Annotated in this window: 17 protein-coding genes; 14 read left to right on the forward strand and 3 right to left on the reverse strand. The window is 47.3% G+C overall.

Going from position 1 to position 18,036, the window contains the following annotated elements; genetic code table 11:
• The first annotated feature begins 32 nt into the window (after nucleotides 1–32).
• Nucleotides 33–545: an NlpC/P60 family protein gene (locus FCU94_RS07200; protein WP_176287863.1), complete on the forward strand. Its 513-nt coding sequence runs from the start codon at nucleotides 33–35 to the stop codon at nucleotides 543–545.
• Between the two features lie 10 nt (nucleotides 546–555).
• On the opposite strand, the gene FCU94_RS07205 is transcribed toward FCU94_RS07200, so the two are convergent.
• On the reverse strand, nucleotides 556–900 hold the full coding sequence (locus FCU94_RS07205) for a DUF3802 family protein (protein ID WP_176287864.1): 345 nt from the start codon (nucleotides 898–900) through the stop codon (nucleotides 556–558).
• Nucleotides 901–1,249: 349 nt separating this feature from the next.
• Between FCU94_RS07205 and FCU94_RS07210 the strand changes: the two genes are divergently transcribed.
• Nucleotides 1,250–2,116 carry a fructosamine kinase family protein gene (locus FCU94_RS07210; protein ID WP_176287865.1) on the forward strand — a complete coding sequence of 289 codons (867 nt, stop codon included), beginning with the start codon at nucleotides 1,250–1,252 and terminating at the stop codon, nucleotides 2,114–2,116.
• 238 nt (nucleotides 2,117–2,354) lie between these two features.
• Nucleotides 2,355–2,558, forward strand: coding sequence for a CPXCG motif-containing cysteine-rich protein (locus FCU94_RS07215; protein ID WP_176287866.1), 204 nt, complete (start codon nucleotides 2,355–2,357; stop codon nucleotides 2,556–2,558).
• 18 nt (nucleotides 2,559–2,576) lie between these two features.
• Here FCU94_RS07215 and FCU94_RS07220 read toward each other — a convergent pair whose 3' ends face one another.
• Nucleotides 2,577–3,188, reverse strand: a complete 612-nt coding sequence (locus tag FCU94_RS07220; protein WP_176287867.1) for a riboflavin synthase subunit alpha — start codon at nucleotides 3,186–3,188, stop codon at nucleotides 2,577–2,579.
• A 138-nt stretch (nucleotides 3,189–3,326) separates the two neighbouring features.
• On the opposite strand from FCU94_RS07220, the gene FCU94_RS07225 reads away from it, so the two are divergent.
• A complete protein-coding gene (locus FCU94_RS07225) occupies nucleotides 3,327–4,697 on the forward strand; it encodes an MATE family efflux transporter (RefSeq protein WP_176288349.1) in 1,371 nt (456 codons plus the stop codon).
• A gap of 42 nt (nucleotides 4,698–4,739) precedes the next feature.
• Here FCU94_RS07225 and FCU94_RS07230 read toward each other — a convergent pair whose 3' ends face one another.
• Entirely contained in the window at nucleotides 4,740–5,603 is an 864-nt protein-coding gene (locus FCU94_RS07230) for a DNA ligase (protein WP_176287868.1), read from the reverse strand.
• 304 nt (nucleotides 5,604–5,907) lie between these two features.
• Between FCU94_RS07230 and FCU94_RS07235 the strand changes: the two genes are divergently transcribed.
• The 10 genes from FCU94_RS07235 to FCU94_RS07280 all read left to right on the forward strand — a co-directional run bounded on the left by FCU94_RS07235 (nucleotide 5,908) and on the right by FCU94_RS07280 (nucleotide 18,027).
• On the forward strand, nucleotides 5,908–6,228 hold the full coding sequence (locus tag FCU94_RS07235; protein ID WP_176287869.1) for an STAS domain-containing protein: 321 nt from the start codon (nucleotides 5,908–5,910) through the stop codon (nucleotides 6,226–6,228).
• 29 nt (nucleotides 6,229–6,257) lie between these two features.
• Nucleotides 6,258–7,097: an OmpA family protein gene (locus FCU94_RS07240; RefSeq protein ID WP_176287870.1), complete on the forward strand. Its 840-nt coding sequence runs from the start codon at nucleotides 6,258–6,260 to the stop codon at nucleotides 7,095–7,097.
• On the forward strand, nucleotides 7,084–9,171 hold the full coding sequence (locus FCU94_RS07245) for an SLBB domain-containing protein (RefSeq protein ID WP_176288350.1): 2,088 nt from the start codon (nucleotides 7,084–7,086) through the stop codon (nucleotides 9,169–9,171). The genes FCU94_RS07240 and FCU94_RS07245 overlap by 14 nt, the downstream gene beginning before the upstream one ends.
• Nucleotides 9,171–9,875, forward strand: a complete 705-nt coding sequence (locus tag FCU94_RS07250) for a chromosome partitioning protein ParA (protein ID WP_176287871.1) — start codon at nucleotides 9,171–9,173, stop codon at nucleotides 9,873–9,875. Before FCU94_RS07245 ends, FCU94_RS07250 begins: the two co-directional genes overlap by 1 nt.
• An 8-nt stretch (nucleotides 9,876–9,883) precedes the next feature.
• Complete coding sequence (locus FCU94_RS07255) at nucleotides 9,884–10,687, forward strand: phosphate/phosphite/phosphonate ABC transporter substrate-binding protein (RefSeq protein ID WP_176287872.1); 804 nt, start codon at nucleotides 9,884–9,886, stop codon at nucleotides 10,685–10,687.
• A gap of 9 nt (nucleotides 10,688–10,696) precedes the next feature.
• Complete coding sequence (locus FCU94_RS07260; RefSeq protein ID WP_176287873.1) at nucleotides 10,697–12,997, forward strand: ATP-binding protein; 2,301 nt, start codon at nucleotides 10,697–10,699, stop codon at nucleotides 12,995–12,997.
• Nucleotides 12,998–13,021: 24 nt separating this feature from the next.
• The gene (locus tag FCU94_RS07265) at nucleotides 13,022–14,497 is read left to right on the forward strand and encodes a sigma-54-dependent transcriptional regulator (RefSeq protein ID WP_176287874.1); all 1,476 of its coding nucleotides are present in this window, start codon (nucleotides 13,022–13,024) and stop codon (nucleotides 14,495–14,497) included.
• Entirely contained in the window at nucleotides 14,478–15,527 is a 1,050-nt protein-coding gene (locus FCU94_RS07270) for a glycosyltransferase family 4 protein (RefSeq protein ID WP_176287875.1), read from the forward strand. Before FCU94_RS07265 ends, FCU94_RS07270 begins: the two co-directional genes overlap by 20 nt.
• Nucleotides 15,528–15,656: 129 nt before the next feature.
• A complete protein-coding gene (locus FCU94_RS07275) occupies nucleotides 15,657–16,859 on the forward strand; it encodes a glycosyltransferase family 4 protein (protein WP_176287876.1) in 1,203 nt (400 codons plus the stop codon).
• Nucleotides 16,852–18,027, forward strand: a complete 1,176-nt coding sequence (locus FCU94_RS07280; RefSeq protein ID WP_176287877.1) for a glycosyltransferase family 4 protein — start codon at nucleotides 16,852–16,854, stop codon at nucleotides 18,025–18,027. Before FCU94_RS07275 ends, FCU94_RS07280 begins: the two co-directional genes overlap by 8 nt.
• Nucleotides 18,028–18,036 lie beyond the last annotated feature (9 nt).

Raw genomic sequence — 18,036 nt, forward strand, 5'->3', positions numbered from 1 at the left:
TTTGTTACGGTTAGATTTCACGGAGGGGATTTATGAGTCTACAACGACCTTGTGCGAGTTACTTCAAAGTTGGCATACTAACCGCTCTATTATTTGGCTGTAGCACGCCACGCCACTCAGAGTTCAACCAACCTGCCTCATCGCCACTTTCTATGGAACAACAACAACTTAAGCATTCATTAATGCAGGTTTACGCAGTATGGCAGGGGGCTCCCTATCGACTTGGCGGAACATCCATCAACGGCGTCGATTGCTCTGCGTTTGTTCAAGTCACCTATCAGCAAGCCCTGGGGTATCGGTTACCGCGCACCACCAAAGATCAAGTTAAAGTCGGCGACGAAATAAGCTACCAGCAAGCCAACGTGGGCGATTTAGTATTCTTTAAAACCGCACCGAAAGTGAGACACGTAGGCGTTTATCTGGGCAATAAACAATTTATGCATGCATCAACGTCAAAAGGAGTGATTATTTCGCGGTTGGATAACCCATACTGGGCTTCTAAGTATTGGCATGTAAGGCGAGTTCGATCCTCGCCTGAAATCTAATTACAGCGGATTAGTCGTATTTAGCGACCGCGGTATCAAAAAGGTTTTTCACTAATGCAATGTATTCGTCTAAAAAGCGAATTTGCTCGTTGGTGGCGGGTTTGCCCCAAACACCAGCCAAGACTTCTCCTAGATCTTCTACGACGGAGTCGGCCTCTTTGAGTAACTGAAAACGTACACTTGAGTGAAGCTCTGGGTTTTGCTCAAAAATAGCCATGATATTGCTCGCAACCATATCAGTCACGACGTCTTCGACGCTCTCTGTTCCTATCTCGCCCTCTTCCGAAGCGAATACATCTAGGTTGAAAGCTAAGTGCTCAATAAGAGCTAGATAACCATCGGTTTCAACAACCACAGTTTTTCTCCATTTGGTACGTGCCGTCGATTTACACCTTTAATACTAAGACATATCAAGGAGTTTACACAACCTAACTCAATAGCGTTGCTGATCAAAACGACATTTTAAATCAAGGCCTACTTACAAAACCTAACACAAGTTAGAGGGAAAAGTTTGAAAGCTTCTCAAAAATATCAAGTTGATGGTCGCATCAGGTGAATAAGATGCTATCCAGAGACCTAAGTCACACTTTAAAAGTGTAACCTCGTATTTAAGTTAAACGATTGAATTTTTTGCAGTAAGAACCAGTATCTCCACAAACGATCATCTACACTGTGATTAACTGACTCGGATGATGGAATGAATTATGTGGCAAGCCATTGCAAAGCAGCTTTCAGACACTTTATTGTTCTCTTTCCAAATCAACGAAAAAGAGAAAGTCGACGGTGGGGACATCAGTGAGTGCTATATGATCTCGGATGGTCAACAACGTTATTTCGTTAAAGTGAACAACCGTTCTTTTATTAATAAGTTTGAAATCGAAGCTGAAAATATCCGTATTCTACGCGAGAGCAATACGGTCTTTGTACCAGAACTGATTTTGACGGGCACATCCAAAAGTCACTCCTTTATCATCCTCAATTATCTGCCCACCAAACCACTGGATGACAACAAAAACAGTTATGCGTTTGGTCAACAACTCGCCCGCTTACACATGTGGGGGGAGCAAAAAGAGTACGGTTTTGACCAAGACAACTACATTGGCGCCACCCTTCAGCCCAACAAATGGGATAAAAAGTGGTCCCGCTTTTTTGCAGAGCAACGCATCGGCTGGCAACTACAACTCATGCGTGAAAAAGGCATCCATCTTGTCGACATCGATGAGTTTACCCAACTTGTTCATCAGCGCCTCGCAACCCACCAACCCAAACCCTCGTTGTTACACGGTGATCTATGGCACGGCAATGTCGCCAACTCCGTTGTAGGACCAATTTGTTACGATCCCGCTTGTTATTGGGGCGATAGAGAGTGTGATATCGCCATGACCGAACTGTTCGAAGGTTTTCAGCCGGAGTTTTACCAAGGTTACGAAAGCGTCATGCCGTTGGAGTTCTCCTACAGTGAACGTAAAGATATCTACAACCTTTACCATCTACTCAATCACTACAATCAATTTGGCGGTCATTACTTGGATCAAGCCGATAAAATGATCAAGCGAATTCTGTCATTCTAGTGAAAAATTATTCATATGTAACAACGAGTTACATTATCTTACATAGTCCGTGTCAACTCAATTTATCGAGAAAGGTGATTTCTCCCTTTGTCACGGATGAAATTCCTTACCTAAATCATGTTTTATACTTAATTCATACCTAACACTAACTTCTCCACTTAGTATTAAAGTGAAGCGAGCTTAAAAGCAAGGCTACTGGTATCGCCTACTGTTTGTTGAAGATGTAAAGGACAGAATTATGAAGAATTACACAGAAAAGATGGTTGCTTGTCCGCACTGCGGTCACTCAATTGGCATTACTCTTGATGCGTCGAATGGCAGTCAAAATTTCTATGATGACTGCCCAGCCTGTTGCAACGCTATTCACCTAAGTATGAACGTAGATGAACAGCGAGACACGATAGAGCTCTTTGTTGACGCAGACGACGAGCAAATCTTTTAGTCTGCATTGGCGAGATTCCTATTGAGCGCGCTGCGCTAACACGCGCTCAACAGTATCAACGATCGCCTGCGTTTGAGGGTCGATTTCTACGTTTACCTTATCTCCAGCGGCTCGGCTGCCAAACAAGGTTCGATTCAGCGTCTCTGGGATCAAGTGAACACAAAACTGATTGCCGCTCACGTCTCCTATGGTGAGCGAGCAACCGTCTAGCCCGATATAGCCTTTAGCCAGCACATACTTCATCATCTCCGATGGTAATTCGAACCAGATAGTTCGATTGTTCGGAGAATCAACCACCTTAGTGACTTCAGCAATGACTGCAATGTGACCTGACATTGAGTGGCCACCAATTTCATCGCCAAATTTAGCCGCCCTTTCGATGTTAACACTATCGCCGACGACCAATTGCCCAAGGTTAGTGAGCTCGAGCGTTGCTTGCATTAAATCAAAGTCGACCAGATTGTCTTCGATACGGGTAACCGTTAAACAGCACCCATTGTGTGCAACCGAAGCACCAATCGTGAGCCCTTGTTTCATTTCGCCATCGAGTTTTAACGTATGCGTTTGAAACTTTTCTTTTTTTTCAATAGCAACAACTTGTGCCATTCCTTGAACAATACCGGTAAACATTCGCTGCTTCCTGTGAGTTTTTCATGGTGTTTAGTGTGACATTTCTTTATTATCCGACACAACGTTTTTCTCAGCGTACTCAGTGCTCGGAGTATGGAAACGCTGCTTGTTTCTAGTCGTCATATCGGAGTTACCTACTTGCAACATTATAAGAATGAAGCCACCCAATTGATCAAACTTGCGACGCCAGTATTGATCGCATCCGTGGCACAAACAGGAATGGGGTTTGTTGATACCGTGATGGCAGGAGGCGTGAGTGCAACCGACATGGCTGCGGTCTCTATTGCCTCAAGTATTTGGCTACCCACGATACTATTTGGTATCGGGCTACTGATGGCCTTAGTTCCCGTCGTGGCTCAACTGAACGGAGCTGGTCGTCAACATAAAGTGCCGTTTGAAATTCAACAAGGTATTACCATGGCGCTGTTGCTCTCGGTGCCAACCTGTTTAGTTCTGATGCAGACTGAAAACATCCTCAACGTCATGGATGTCGAAGCTCTGATGGCAGATAAGACCATTGGCTACATGAATGCGGTCATGTTTGCGGTTCCCGCTTTTTTGCTTTTCCAAGCATTACGCAGTTTGACCGATGGTATGTCATTGACCAAACCCGCCATGATCATTGGGTTTATTGGCTTAGTGCTCAACATCCCGCTCAACTGGATGTTTGTCTACGGTAAGCTCGGCGCGCCAGCGCTCGGTGGTGTGGGCTGTGGTGTCGCCACAGCGATTGTCTATTGGATTATGTTTGGACTGCTGTTTTTCTATGTCGTGACTTCGCAAAGGCTCGCTAAAGTCAACCTGTTTGAGCAGTTCCACGCACCGGATTTTAAAGCGCAAATCAAACTGTTCAAACTCGGTTTTCCGGTCGCGGCCGCACTGTTTTTTGAAGTGACTCTGTTTGCGGTGGTGGCACTTTTAGTCGCACCGCTAGGCCCTTTAGTCGTGGCAGCGCATCAAGTCGCGATTAACTTCTCGTCATTGATTTTCATGCTACCTATGAGTATTGGTGCCGCTACCAGTATTCGAGTGGGCCACAAACTGGGTCAAGAGAGCGTTCATGGTGCAACGGTTGCTTCTCGGGTAGGGCTCATCGTCGCCATCACTCTGTCACTGGTTACGGCAATGCTCACCCTACTCTTTCGTGAGCAAGTCTCACTGCTTTACACCGACAACCGAGCGGTTATCGACCTCGCGATGCAACTTTTGGTATTGGCCGCGGTTTATCAAGTGACCGACGCCATTCAAGTGGTGGCGGCGGGCGCGTTACGAGGATATAAAGATATGGCAGCCATCTTCAACCGCACCTTTATTGCCTATTGGATCCTAGGTTTACCTATGGGCTACATATTGGCCATGACCGATTGGATTGTTGCGCCAATGGGCGCGCATGGCTTTTGGTTTGGCTTTATTATCGGTTTATCATCCGCTGCAGGATTACTTGGTTTGCGCTTAAAGTGGTTGCACAAACAAAGCGACGAACAGCAACTCTTGCTCGCCACCAAATAACAAATAGCAATAAGGCCAGTTATCTGGCCTTATTGCTATTATCTAATCAGTGTTGTGCTCTCGTTGACGAATATAACGAGCAAAGCGTGGGACATTATTATCCGTTAACCCGTTGTATCTAAACTGGATCTGAGTTCCCAATGGAGGTGGAGATTGTCTTAGCGCGTCAGATAACCCGCTACCGATGTAAAACTCAAGCCCACTCGGTAACTTGACCAACAGTGATCCTACTTGGTTTTTGTACTTACCACTGCCCGTTTTATAACCGATTACTGTTGCCTCAGCGTCTTGGTACTGTTTGAGCTTTAACAAGCTATCATGACGACCCGAATGATAGTGACTCGACATATCACGCAGCATCAGCCCCTCTCCCCCTTGCTCTGTTACCTGCGCTAACTGCTGCATTAACTCAGGCTCAGAAACTACCGGGTTCTGAGGCAAGTAATCAATGTGCAAATGTGAGGTCCGCTCAACATACGCTTTTATCTGAGTATACCTTTGCGCATAACTCCCTGAATTATTGGGCAAATCAAACACCACTAAACGAATCTTTCTCCATGCTGAGTCACTGGGCTTCTGATCGAGTACTGTGGTCTGAACCAAGGTAAACTCTCCTCTCCCAGCCCACAGTTCCCCCTCTAGCGCAAAATCTGGCAACGGAGCTACAAACCAATCAGGGGCGATAATTTCTTTTCCTCCACGTGTCGTGAGTTTATTTCCATCCCATATCGCTCGAATACCATCTAGCTTTTCACTTACCCAATAATGACCGAGGTTGATGTCTGATGAGTAATTTTTAGCGAGAGTGATATGGGCAAACACTGGCGGCTGATCGATATCTCGTTCAACGGCTTTAACCGGTAGTGTCATCATGGCAACGGCAAGGTAGGAAAGGCGCATCTGCATATTGTCGTTCCTGTTATCGATAGATATAGGTATTAATTCACAGTTCATAGCGCGTGACGATTTGGTCGTGCAATGAAAACGAAACGAATCGAACTGAATACGTGTTTTACAACATCGCAGTTGCAGCCAAAGGCGGGTTTGCCGTAAACACCGCTCTCTCCCAAGACTGCCTCTCATATTGAGAAAGCGGTTTTCTCAATATGAGAATATAGACAAATTTAATCTTAACATACTGAATATATTACCAATTAAACTTGGCACACTCTCTGCTGTTCATGTAACAAACCTAACAGGAGAAGCCGTCATGGAACTACGTAAACAACAAGCCAACGCCAACAACATCACTCTATTTATCAAAGGTAACTTGGATGCAGATGGTAGCCGATTTGCCCAACCACATATTGACGACTTGATTGCTCATGAGACTGCGCAAGATATCGAAATTGATTTTAGCCAAGTGCAATTCCTCGATTCTTCTGGTGTAGGCGCTATTGTTTACTTGTATAAGCGACTGGTTGAACGTCAACGTACAATGCGTATCGAGAATGCATCTGGGCAACCTTTGGAAATCATCAACCTACTACGCATTAACCAAGCGATACCCGTGAACTCGCAAAGGTACTAAAAACAATAATATGAACAAAGGAAGTTGGCATGAAATGGACCCTACCCTTTCTCATTCAGATAATGCTCGTGCTCTCCATCATCGGATGTATGAGCCATCCCGATCATGGCCAAGGTGGGCTTGCTGAACAGTATCTTGAGTCCACTTTTACGCCAGTCATGCCTGACGAACCGCTTGGCCCTGAGCACGGGCTGCGTTTTGATTGGCAACTGGCCAAGCTTCACCTTGATGCCCTCATACGTGAAGGAGCAAAATGGTGTTTCCCAGCTGCTGTCGTTCAAGCGGTAGAAAAACAGAATCGAATCGCACGTGAGTTAGAAGGAGGGTTGTTACTCGATGCAGCCAACGACCTGGTTATTCAACGTAAACGTCTGAACGAGTTAGAGTTACAACTCGATTACGTTACGTCGCAGGCAAGATGCGCCCCTCCTGTGAATGAAACCGCATTTCAACAGCGACTCGCGGTCGTCGATCAGCTCTACAGCATACTCAATGTCGATAACCAATTCGCGTTTAACTCCGTAGAAATCAACCCTAAGTACATGGGACAACTAGCCCGCGCGGCCAACATTCTTATCGATCACCCAAGTTTAAAACTCGCGGTAACCGGCCATGCAGATTCTGTAGGAAGCGCCCCCTACAATGCGGACTTGGCCATGGGGCGTGCCAAGCAGGTGAAGCGCTATTTAACCATCTTCGGCCTCGCGCCCAGTCGAATTCAAACCTTATCAGTTGGCGATACCCTCCCCCTTTATGAGGGCGATACCGAAGCCACCCGATTAACCAATCGGCGCGTGAGTATCGAAGTTTTGGACAGCCAGGAAGATCACGTATCTCAAGGTCAAGGAGGCTATGATGAGATGGATTAACTTACTTATCGCCCTGCTATTAGCATCGTCGCTCGCACTGGCTAATGAAGAACGTGTTCAGATTGGGGATTTAATTCAAGTGAACCTCCCCGGAGAGCCCAGCTTGAACAAAGGGTTTCAAGTTGATAAGCGTGGCCGTATTACTCTCCCTGAAGTAGGTGCACTGTATGTAGCGGGTTACAGTGAGCCACAACTCGAGAAAGCAGTGAAAGAGTCGCTCGCTAACGTTTATCGCGACCTCTCATCTGCTTCCATTTATATTGCAGAACAACAGATTTTAGTCTCAATACAAGGCTATGTTAGCGCGCCAGGTGAATACACGCTGGCGAAAAGTGCTGACATCCAAATGGCAATTCATGCAGCGGGTGGTTTACGGTCCGGTGCCCAGCTAAACAACTTATTCATCAAACGTGGTAAAGAGAAAATTATTTTCAATTACAAAGCGTTCCTCGACACGGGTGATGAAAGCTTACTCCCAGCCCTACGTTCTCTCGATACCGTGTTTATCCCGGCGTCACCTTTGGTGGGCAATATCGAGCAAGAGTTTGACGCCAGTAAGCTAGCCGATGCGGGCGACAGTGGTGATGGCCGCACGGCAATTAAAGTGTTTGGCGAAGTGAATGCACCCGGTTCGTTTAGTTTTAAACCAAGTAGTGATTTAGTCGATGTGATCATGCGTGCGGGCGGTGTGACTCGTTACGCATCTGTCGAGCAAATTCGCATCATCGCCAATAACAAACCGGAACTGTTTAACCTCAAAACCTACTTAGACAGCGGTGATGTATCGCTGCTTCCCAATTTAACGCCTGGAACCACCATTTTTGTACCCAAACAAGAAGACGAAATCAAAGCGGGGGCTAACGTTGTTTATATCATGGGTGAAGTCGCTCAGCCTGGCGCTTACGAAGGCAAGAAAAACGCATCATTCATGGATATTCTCGCCAATGCTGGCGGTCCGACTCGTTACGCAGAGTCGCGTCAAATACGCATAATCAAAGCCAATGGGCAAATCGTTAAATTTGACCTGACCGCCTTTACGGAAGGTTTAACTCGCAACGGTCTGCCCGCGATTAGCGCAGGCGACGCGATTTTTGTGCCCGAAAAAACCGATATGAACGAGAAATCTTGGTTGAAGATCGCACCAGACCGTGCGGTTAGCATCATAGGTGAAGTCGTCCGTCCAGGTCGTGTCGAATGGTCGGATGAAATGGATCTGATGGATCTTCTTGCCCATGTTGGCGGCCCTACTCTAAGAGCCGACACCTCCAAAATAGAGGTTGTCACTGCGGGCAATCAGGTCCACAGCTTCAACCTAGATACTTTTATTCTCGCGGGCGCACCAAGCTCAGAGCTTCCTCCGGTCAGTGCGGGTGCGATCATCCGTGTGCATGACTTACCGCAAGACCCTTCAGACAATAAATCACAATGGGTACGTCAAAGTTCAGATGCCTCTATCTATGTATTTGGCCAAGTCAACGCGCCTGGACGATACCGTTTTACCCAAGACATGCACTTCTTAGACATTCTTTCAGCCGCAGATGGTCCGACTAAAGACGCCGACATTCACAATATTCGCGTCACCCATAGAGATAAAACTTACGCAAAAGTGAGCAAACTCAACTTGTCACTCTACTTTGAAACCGGAGACGAAAGCTTGCTTCCCAAAGTGACCATGGGCGATACCATTTATATTCCTGAAAAAGACAAGATCTGGCTTGATCGCTCGAAAGAGTCGACCGTGCGAGTACTAGGAGCGGTCAACAGCCCTGGCCGCTACGTATTTGACGACAACATGACCGTTCTTGACCTATTAGCAGAAGCTGGCGGTCCATCAGATCGCGCCTATCTGGAAAAGATTTCCATCGTCAATATGTCTTGTTGCCAAGGACAAGCTCGCACCTTTGACCTAGTGTCATTTAGTAAAACGGCCAATATCTATCAGTTACCTGTTCTACGCGCGGGCGACACTATCTATGTACCCGACCGCAACGACAGTTTTCTAGAAAAAGCACGCGTTGGCTTGGAAGATATCTTGCGTCTCACCACGACCATCGTATTGATAGGAGCGCTGTAATGACGATTCCTGCGACTCATAGTGAAATTGAGCAAATCTACCTCGCCGCAGAGATGGCGCAATGCCGCTCATTGTGTATTACGGCGTGCCATTCTGGTGACGGCGTCACTTCTATCGTTTCTGCCCTCGCCGAACGGTATCTTTTGGCCGGTCACAAAACGCTAGTCGTCGACCTTAATACCTTTCATCCTGCATTTGAATGTATTGATATTGCTCCCAACAGCTCACCGTCGGATCAACAGGTCGGACGATTGATTGAGCACGCGGTCACCCACCAGCTCTTCACCGGGCTTACTGTGCCTAACAACCAGCCAGCGCTGCTCGCCTACAAAGATCCGGGCCAATTAAACCAAATCATCGAGGAATGGTTAACTCAATTCGACCGCGTGATCTGTGACACCTCGCCATTACTGCAAGTCAATCGCAGTAACATTCCAGCTCAAGTCGTTGCCAGTGCTTGCGATCACACCGCGCTGGTGGTGATGGGCGGCAAAACTTCCCGTGGACAGCTTGAGAAAGCGGTACAGATGCTCAGTAGCGAGCGTATCTCACTGTTAGGTTCAGTACTCAACTTACAGCAGCAAGCCACACTCGCCGAAGAGATGGTTCGCGAGCTTAACCGGTTGCGCTTTATTCCCAAAGCTTGGCGAGAAAAGTGGGCAAACAAAATACTCACTAACGAGTTCCTCGTTCAATCTGCATAGGTGCTGCTATGAAACTGATTCTCATTGGCTTACTCGCTCTCATTTGGGGTCTTCCCGTTTCCGCTCAATCGTTGGTGTTTGGGGTTGTACCCCAGCAATCAGCCAGTCGTTTAGCGCAGCAGTGGGTGCCCATAATGGCACATCTGAGCGAAGTCACTGGGCTTGAGATAGAATTTCAGACTGCCGCTGACATCCCCACGTTTGAGCAGCGCCTTGCAAGAGGCACCTACGACATCGCTTACATGAATCCCTATCACTACACTGTATATAGTCAAGCTCCTGGTTATCGAGCCATTGCCAAAGCGCGTGACAAAACAATTAAAGGCATCATAGTGACACAGCGCTCGAATCCATCCGACTCTATTCAAACACTCAATAATCAAACTCTCGCTTTTCCCTCTCCCGCCGCTTTTGCCGCTACGATTTTGACTCAGGCAGACTTAAAAAACGCGGGCGTGAGAGTTCAATCCGACTACGTCTCCTCACATGATTCTGTCTACCTATCAGTGGCTAAAGGGTTTTATCCGGCGGGTGGCGGTGTCCTGCGTACTTTTACCGCACTCACTGAAGAGGTCAAATCCCAACTCAAGATACTGCATACCACGCAAAGCTATACCCCACATGCCATTGCGTCGCATCCTAGACTTAATCAAAAGCAGGTCGATCTACTCAGAAATGCGCTAACAGGGCTCGATAGTAGCCCACAAGGGCAAGCGTTACTGAACCCGCTTAAAATCAAAGGCTTTCAATCAGCCCTTGATGGAGATTGGGACGATGTTCGTCAACTCGATATACGCGTACTTGCCCCGTAGGAGAACGCCATGACGCTTCGCTCAAAAACTATATTAGGCATTGCGCTCATTGAAATCTGTGTTCTTATCGTGTTGGTTTTCAGCGCGATGCGGTTTATGTCAGAGTCTAACGAGAAACAACTGCTTCAACGGGTCCAGTCTAGCGCTGTCATGTTTGTCCATGCTGCCAAAGATGCGGTGCTATCGACCGATATCGCGACGCTCGAAGACTTAGTCAACGAGTTTATCACGCTCGAAGATGTTGCCTATGTCAGGGTAATACGAAACGGCAAAGCAATGGCAATGGCGGGGGAAGAAGGGTTATTAAGAAGGCCGTTCGCGGCTGACGATAGCTTGAGTTTCGTTGACGATGGCATTTACGACTTAAGCACTGAGGTCATCAGCAACGACCAATATTTTGCTCGCATCGAGATGGGGTTTGAGACTGCACAGATCAACAATATGTTGGATGAAGCCCAACAAGCGATCATCGGTATTGCAATCATTGAGGTTATGTTAGTCGCGCTGGTTTCATTTTTGCTCGGAACCTACTTAACCCGCCGCCTGACTCAGCTCACTAGCGCCGTAAAAACACTGGGCGAACAAGGGCCGGGATTTCAATTGAAACAGCACAGCAAAGATGAGCTTGGCCAAGTCTCCCAAGCCTTCGATGAAATGTCCGCCAAACTCGAGAAAGATTACCACCTTTTGATGCAAGCCCGACAAGGCGCAGAACAAGCTAACGACTCGAAAAGTCGCTTTCTCGCGTCGATGTCACACGAGATACGCACTCCAATGAATGGGGTGCTGGGTATTCTTAATATTCTTGAAGAAACCGAACTGAGTGCGGAACAGCGTAAGTTAGTCTCAACGGCGACCGAGTCGGGTCATTTTTTGCTATCGGTTATCAACGACATCCTCGATTTTACTCGTATGGAGTCCAATACTCTTATCCTCGAAGACAAGCCGTTTGACTTTCGCCACTGCGTCGAAAGTGTGGTCGATTCATTCTCACCAGCCGCGGTGAGTCAACATCTTGTTCTGCACTGTTACTTCGATGGCGATGTACCAGATACCGTTCGCGGAGACCAAAATCGAGTTAAGCAGATCCTGCTCAACTTACTGGGGAATGCCTTCAAATTTACCCATGAGGGTAGCGTCACCATTAAAATTGCCAGTCGCCGACTGAACCACAACAAAGTTCGACTTCAATGTGAAATTCGAGACACGGGTATCGGTATCGATAGACATGCTCTCGAGTATCTGTTTGACGAGTTCACTATGGTCGACCAAACCTATTCGCGCAGCAAAGAAGGCTCTGGATTGGGATTGGCCATTTGTCGCAGGCTCTGTCATTTAATGGATGGCGATATTAGTGTAGAGAGTAAACCAAACGCAGGTAGCACCTTCTCTTTTCATATCTGTCTTCCTCTCTGCGACGAGCTAGCAACACTGTCGGTCACTGAAGACGCACGACCTTTACTGTTTCCTAGTGCAAGAATTTTAGTGGCTGAAGATAACCGCGCGAACCAACTCGTGATTAGAGAAATGTTCAAACGTCTGGGGTTAGATATCGACATTGCGCAAAATGGGATTGAAGTGCTCGAAATGGTTAAAAACTACCAATATGACCTAATTTTTATGGACATCTCCATGCCTAAAATGGACGGAATGAAAGCCACGGCTGCGATTCGTGCGCTCGCTGACTCAAACACCGCCAACCTCCCTATCGTTGCGCTCACGGCGCACTCTCTTGCCGGTGATAAAGAGAAGTTTCTTGCTGCAGGTATGAATGATTACTTATCCAAACCCTTAAGGCTTTCACAACTGGTTGAAAAAATTAATCTATTCTTAAATAAGCACTCAACTACAGCACAACTAGGGTTCGACCAAATGGTGACATCCAATAAGCAACCTATCCCTTATAATGAGGAAATAGATGAACAATCGACAGACGATGCCATGTTGGACCTTGTCGATGAGGCAGTCCTTCAACAGATGATCGAAGACACCAGTGCGGACATCATACCCATGCTCATCGATCACTACTTGCAAGAATCACAGCAGCGGCTTGATAAAATTTACCAAGCGATAGACACGCAAGACAAAGAAACACTTGAGTTTGAAGCGCACACTTTGGGTAGCTCTTCATTGGCTTTAGGCAATCGTGCTTTATCGCGACTGGCTCGGCAGATGGAACACCTTTGCTTAGAAGGAAGTGCATCGCAAGCGTATCAGTTAAAGCAGCAACTCGAACATACTGCAATCCAATCATTGCAAGCGCTGGCATTACGCAAGCAACAAGGATTTAGCGAGCCGTCACAACAATAAAGGCTAAGACAGAGGACGTTGGTTATGAAAGCAAAAGTATTATTGATCGAAGATTCAACTTCACTGGCAATTCTCTATAAGCAGTATGTGAAAGATGAACCTTACGATCTGTTTCACGTAGAAACCGGCCGTGAAGCGATCGCTTTTATTGAGCGCAACATCCCTCAACTGGTGATCCTTGACTTAAAGCTACCCGATATGGACGGCGAACAAATCTTGGATTGGATCAACGAAAATCAAATTCCGACCTCGGTGGTGATCGCTACTGCGCATGGTTCTGTCGATCTTGCGGTGAACTTGGTGCAAAAAGGCGCCAAAGATTTTCTAGAAAAACCCATCAATGCCGATCGGTTAAAAACATCCATCGCGCTTCACTTGCAGCAAGTGAAGCTAGAAAACTTAGTCGAGAATATCGAATCGAAATTTGATCGTAATCGCTTTCATGGCTTTATCGGATCGAGTCTTCCGATGCAAGGCGTTTATAAGATCATTGACGCCGTGGCTCCTACCTCTGCCAGCGTATTCATCGTCGGAGAAAGCGGCACGGGTAAAGAAGTATGCGCAGAGGCCATTCACCAAGAGAGCAAACGCAGTGAGAAACCTTTTATTGCAATCAACTGTGGCGCGATCCCTAAAGACTTGATGGAGAGTGAGATTTTCGGTCATGTCAAAGGGGCGTTTACCGGTGCCACCGCTGACCGCAAAGGCGCCGCATCGATGGCCTCTGGTGGGACACTTTTTCTCGATGAGCTGTGCGAAATGAAACTCGAGATGCAAAAAAAGCTACTACGCTTTCTCCAAACGGGCACTTTCACTCCTTTAGGCGCAAACAAAGAGGTTAAGGTCGACGTTAGGATCATCTGCGCGACCAACCGCGATCCTTTAGTCGAAGTGGAAGCGGGCCGCTTTCGAGAAGATCTCTACTATCGCGTTCATGTCGTTCCGATTGACATGCCCCCTCTTCGAGACCGTGGTAACGACATCATTACCTTAGCGAATCACTTCCTTAAAGTGTACGCAAAAGAAGATGGTAAAACATTCTCTGCGGTCCATCGTGATGCGGAGTCGACTCTAAAGCGTTATAACTGGCCAGGCAACGTGCGACAACTGCAAAATATCATTCGTAACATCGTCGTCCTCAATGAAGATACCCATTTAAGGTTACAACACCTGCCTCAGCAAGTGACGAGCAACAAACGAACAAAACCTTTCACCGAAAGTCACGACCTTGCTCATGAGCGCGTAACAGCGAGCGCAGACTATGCTCCGTCCACAGAGACAAATGTTAGTGACGACGCACCACAAGTTCCGAATGATCCACGTGCACAAGCCACACCGATTAGGCCGATGTGGCAGATTGAACGCGAAGCTATTCAGCAAGCCATCGACTACTGTGAAGGTAATGTGCTTAATGCTGCGGTGTTGCTCGAGCTCAGTCCTTCAACAGTGTACCGTAAAAAACAAGCGTGGGAAGCAGAAGATGAGCAGCAACTCGTCTAAACCAGTGTGGTTATTGGTGGATAGCCTAACTTTCGGTGGTATAGAGACCCACCTACTCGAGTTAGCCATGGGCCTTAAAGCCTTCAACGTCCCGGTGACAGTATTACTGTTGCGTCATTATCAAACATCCAGCCTGCTAGTCGATAAATTGCAGCAAGCGCAGATAAAAGTCGAGTATCTCGACAACCACAGACACTATCTCTATGAACTGATACACCGAATAAAGCAAAACAAACCTGCTGTACTTCATTGCCACGGTTACAAAGCCAGTTTATTGGGTAAGTTAGTTCGGCTCATCACCGGTGTACGCCAAGTGACGACCTATCACGCAGGGGAAACACCGCAAGGTAAAGTTTGGCTCTATGACTTAATTGACCGCTATAGTGCGTGGTTCTCCGATCGTGCGATTGTCGTCAGCAACCAAATCGCGGCCAAAATCCCATCTGAAACCTTGCTTTTAAATAACTTTGTCGCCGTTCCTGATGACAAGATTGTGCAAGGCACGCAGATCGCTTTTGTTGGCAGGCTCAGCCCTGAAAAAGCCCCCGATCGATTTATGCAGCTCGCTCGACTTAACCCATCACTAGAGTTCGATGTTTATGGAGCGGGCCCTATGCAGGAAACACTTTCTAAACAACAAGCGCACAACGTGCGTTTTCATGGACATCAAGCGAACATGGCGACGGTATGGCCAAAAATTCGAGTTTTGGTCATTTGTTCACGCTACGAGGGCCTCCCCCTGACAGCGCTTGAAGCCATGGCACGCGGTATTCCCGTTGTTAGCTTGAATGTAGGTAACATCCCGTACTTAATAGAGCACCAAGTCAATGGGTTTATCGGCGAAAGTCTCGAGGATTTAAATCAACACCTGCAGCATTACTTAGCTTTACCTCCTGCCGAGCAGTTAGCCCTTCAACATATTGCAAAATCAACAATCACCACCGAGTACTCCTCGCAATCTGTCCTCCCCCAATTACTCAATGTGTACTTTTCTCATCACTCTCAATCTGATTATCAAATTGAGAAATAGTCCTCAACATAAACGCCATTGAATTTATATCCAATTAAAACAATAAGTTAAACAAGATTACAAGTTGGCACTGAGCTTGCGTTGCTTCCATTAGATGAGAAAACTTCGACTCAGCTAGAGAGGCATCGCATGACCAAACGCATTCTTTTCGTTCATTATGGAGATAACTGGATCCGTGGCAGTGAAAAATGCTTACTTGACCTGATTCACTATGTCTCGCGCCATCAGTATCAACCCGTGGTGTGGACTAACAATCGGGAGTTAGCCTCGGTTCTGGCCGAAATTGGTGTTGCCCATAAAACCGACGACTTCCCAGTACTACTAGGCTGGAAAGCGCCAAAACTCAATATTAAAGCTTGGTATCACCTGATGGCGACTGGCCGAGCGCTAATCGAGCAAAACAACATCGATTTAGTACACATTAACAGTGCAGCACCTTGCCAATGGATGGTCGCTGCCGCCAAAATATGCGGCGTCCCCTCAGTAACCCAGCTGCATTGTCCTTACCCTGCACGCGACCGATTAACTCTCGGGATGCATTTATCCCCCCATGTTATTGCGGTTAGCCACCACGTCGCCAAACCGATGTTAGAAGATGGCTTTCCAGCGAACAAGATGTCGGTGATTCACAATGGCATCGATACCCAGGCCCTAGAGGCACAACCTAAAATCGACGTGAAAGCACATTTGGGCATCCCGAGCGAGGACTTTGTATTCGCCACTGTTGGTTCGCTCATTCACCGTAAAGGGGTCGATAGGATTCTCACCGCGATGCGACACATCGCATTTGAATACCGCAACGTGAGCTTAGTTGTCATTGGCGACGGTCCACTTCGTAACACACTCGAGCGCCAAGCGGAGTATCTTCATCTCGCTGACCGCATTTATTTCACGGGTGAACAACGTCAGGTGATTGGCTGGCTTAAAGGGTGTGATGGTTTTATCAGCGCCGCACGCAGTGAAGCCTTTGGTCTGGTGATTGCTGAAGCGGCACTCGCCAAAGTGCCGATTATCGCGCCGTTTGAAGGCGGCATTCCAGAGTTTATCCAGCACGGTGAAACTGGAATTCTCTATCCCAACAAAGGCGTAAACCCGCTAGCTAAAGCGATGCGGATACTGATTAACAACCGAGCTTTGGGTGAGAAATATGCGGCGAACGCGTATCAGCACATTAAGACTCAACACGACCTCTCTATTAGCTGTGATCGTATCGAAGCCGTTTATCAAACGTTACTCGCGAGCCCATCCAAGTCTCGCTCTATAGTGACTACCTTATCACCAATCAGAACATACCTTACTCGTCGCATGTCAATGGGAGCTGAGCATGGCTAAACAACCAATCACACTGCTCTTTGATCCGATCCCCTTTAAAGGCGGTTCTAAAGTGGCGACTAGTGATGCACTTAACTGCACAGATGCAAACAACAATCATTACTTAGTGCTCACCGTCGATATAGAGTTCTGGCAACAAACGTCTTTTTATCAGCAGCATAACGTCAAATGCCAGGTTATAAGACCCGTTAAGTGGCTCATTCATCGCCATCATGGCGTAGGGTACTGGTTAAACCAATGCTATTTTGCCCTATGCATACTTAAAGTGATGTTGCTGAACAATGTTCGGCAGCTTATTGGCGCATCGGGGCCAGGAATGGATATGGCGCTGTATCTTGTACACAAGCTTGTTGGCACGCCTGTCGTGCAGTTCGTTCACGGCAGTGTTGGCTTGTCTCGCTCAATTGGTTACAGCTTAACCCTCGCCAATCATGTCTTTTACCTCAATACTGCGCGGGCAAGTATCAGCCAAGCGATCCAATGCTATTACTCTTCGATAACTGCAATCGATAACACAGAACCACTCGCGGAAAGCTATCTTTCGGCGTCGCACTATCAAACGTTCGTCAATGGTATTCCCGCTGAACGCTGGCCAACGCCTAGCCAAACCTCAATGCCAATTTGCTTTTGGGCCGCTTCGTTACTCAAATGGAAAGGGTTAGACCTTTTACTCGATGCCGAAGCGATTTGCCATCATTACCAACCTTTGCCTGTCACTGTCTGTTATATTCGCCCGCAGCAAACGTGCTTACCTATGAGTCTTGCGCCGGTTGAACGCAGCAATATCCAATGGTGGGAAGACCCTGATAACTTAGATCAACTGCGCAGCGAAGCCAGTATCTTTGTCTCGACCAGCCAAAGCGAACCTTTCGGTCTTTCCATTTTAGAAGCGCTCGCGGCTGGCATGTGTGTCGTCCTTCCGCAAGATGGGGCCTATTGGGATCAACACCTCACGCACACTCAAAACTGCATTAAGTACCAACCTAACGATGCTGAAAGTTTGGCCCACGCTCTGCTACTTGCCACCAATGACAGTAGCGTAATGCAGCGTTGCCAACGCAACGCTGCGCAGATAGCTAGTCAATATCGCGCCGAGGTTTGCTATGCCTCCATTGCTAGTACAGTGGGGGCGACGCCAACACTCGTCACCCAGCGTGTACATGAGTAAAAGGAGCGA

The sequence above is a fragment of the Vibrio sp. JPW-9-11-11 genome, from assembly GCF_013369335.1.
In the GTDB taxonomy this organism is placed as follows: domain Bacteria; phylum Pseudomonadota; class Gammaproteobacteria; order Enterobacterales; family Vibrionaceae; genus Vibrio.

Bases quoted from the DNA above. Each gene is read 5' to 3' on its own strand.
- FCU94_RS07200 (WP_176287863.1), top strand. From the start codon at position 33: ATGAGTCTACAACGACCTTGTGCGAGTTACTTCAAAGTTGGCATACTA.
- FCU94_RS07210 (WP_176287865.1), top strand. From the start codon at position 1,250: ATGTGGCAAGCCATTGCAAAGCAGCTTTCAGACACTTTATTGTTCTCT.
- FCU94_RS07215 (WP_176287866.1), top strand. From the start codon at position 2,355: ATGAAGAATTACACAGAAAAGATGGTTGCTTGTCCGCACTGCGGTCAC.
- FCU94_RS07220 (WP_176287867.1), bottom strand. From the start codon at position 3,188: ATGTTTACCGGTATTGTTCAAGGAATGGCACAAGTTGTTGCTATTGAA.
- FCU94_RS07230 (WP_176287868.1), bottom strand. From the start codon at position 5,603: ATGCAGATGCGCCTTTCCTACCTTGCCGTTGCCATGATGACACTACCG.
- FCU94_RS07235 (WP_176287869.1), top strand. From the start codon at position 5,908: ATGGAACTACGTAAACAACAAGCCAACGCCAACAACATCACTCTATTT.
- FCU94_RS07240 (WP_176287870.1), top strand. From the start codon at position 6,258: ATGAAATGGACCCTACCCTTTCTCATTCAGATAATGCTCGTGCTCTCC.
- FCU94_RS07245 (WP_176288350.1), top strand. From the start codon at position 7,084: ATGAGATGGATTAACTTACTTATCGCCCTGCTATTAGCATCGTCGCTC.
- FCU94_RS07250 (WP_176287871.1), top strand. From the start codon at position 9,171: ATGACGATTCCTGCGACTCATAGTGAAATTGAGCAAATCTACCTCGCC.
- FCU94_RS07255 (WP_176287872.1), top strand. From the start codon at position 9,884: ATGAAACTGATTCTCATTGGCTTACTCGCTCTCATTTGGGGTCTTCCC.
- FCU94_RS07260 (WP_176287873.1), top strand. From the start codon at position 10,697: ATGACGCTTCGCTCAAAAACTATATTAGGCATTGCGCTCATTGAAATC.
- FCU94_RS07265 (WP_176287874.1), top strand. From the start codon at position 13,022: ATGAAAGCAAAAGTATTATTGATCGAAGATTCAACTTCACTGGCAATT.
- FCU94_RS07270 (WP_176287875.1), top strand. From the start codon at position 14,478: ATGAGCAGCAACTCGTCTAAACCAGTGTGGTTATTGGTGGATAGCCTA.
- FCU94_RS07275 (WP_176287876.1), top strand. From the start codon at position 15,657: ATGACCAAACGCATTCTTTTCGTTCATTATGGAGATAACTGGATCCGT.
- FCU94_RS07280 (WP_176287877.1), top strand. From the start codon at position 16,852: ATGGCTAAACAACCAATCACACTGCTCTTTGATCCGATCCCCTTTAAA.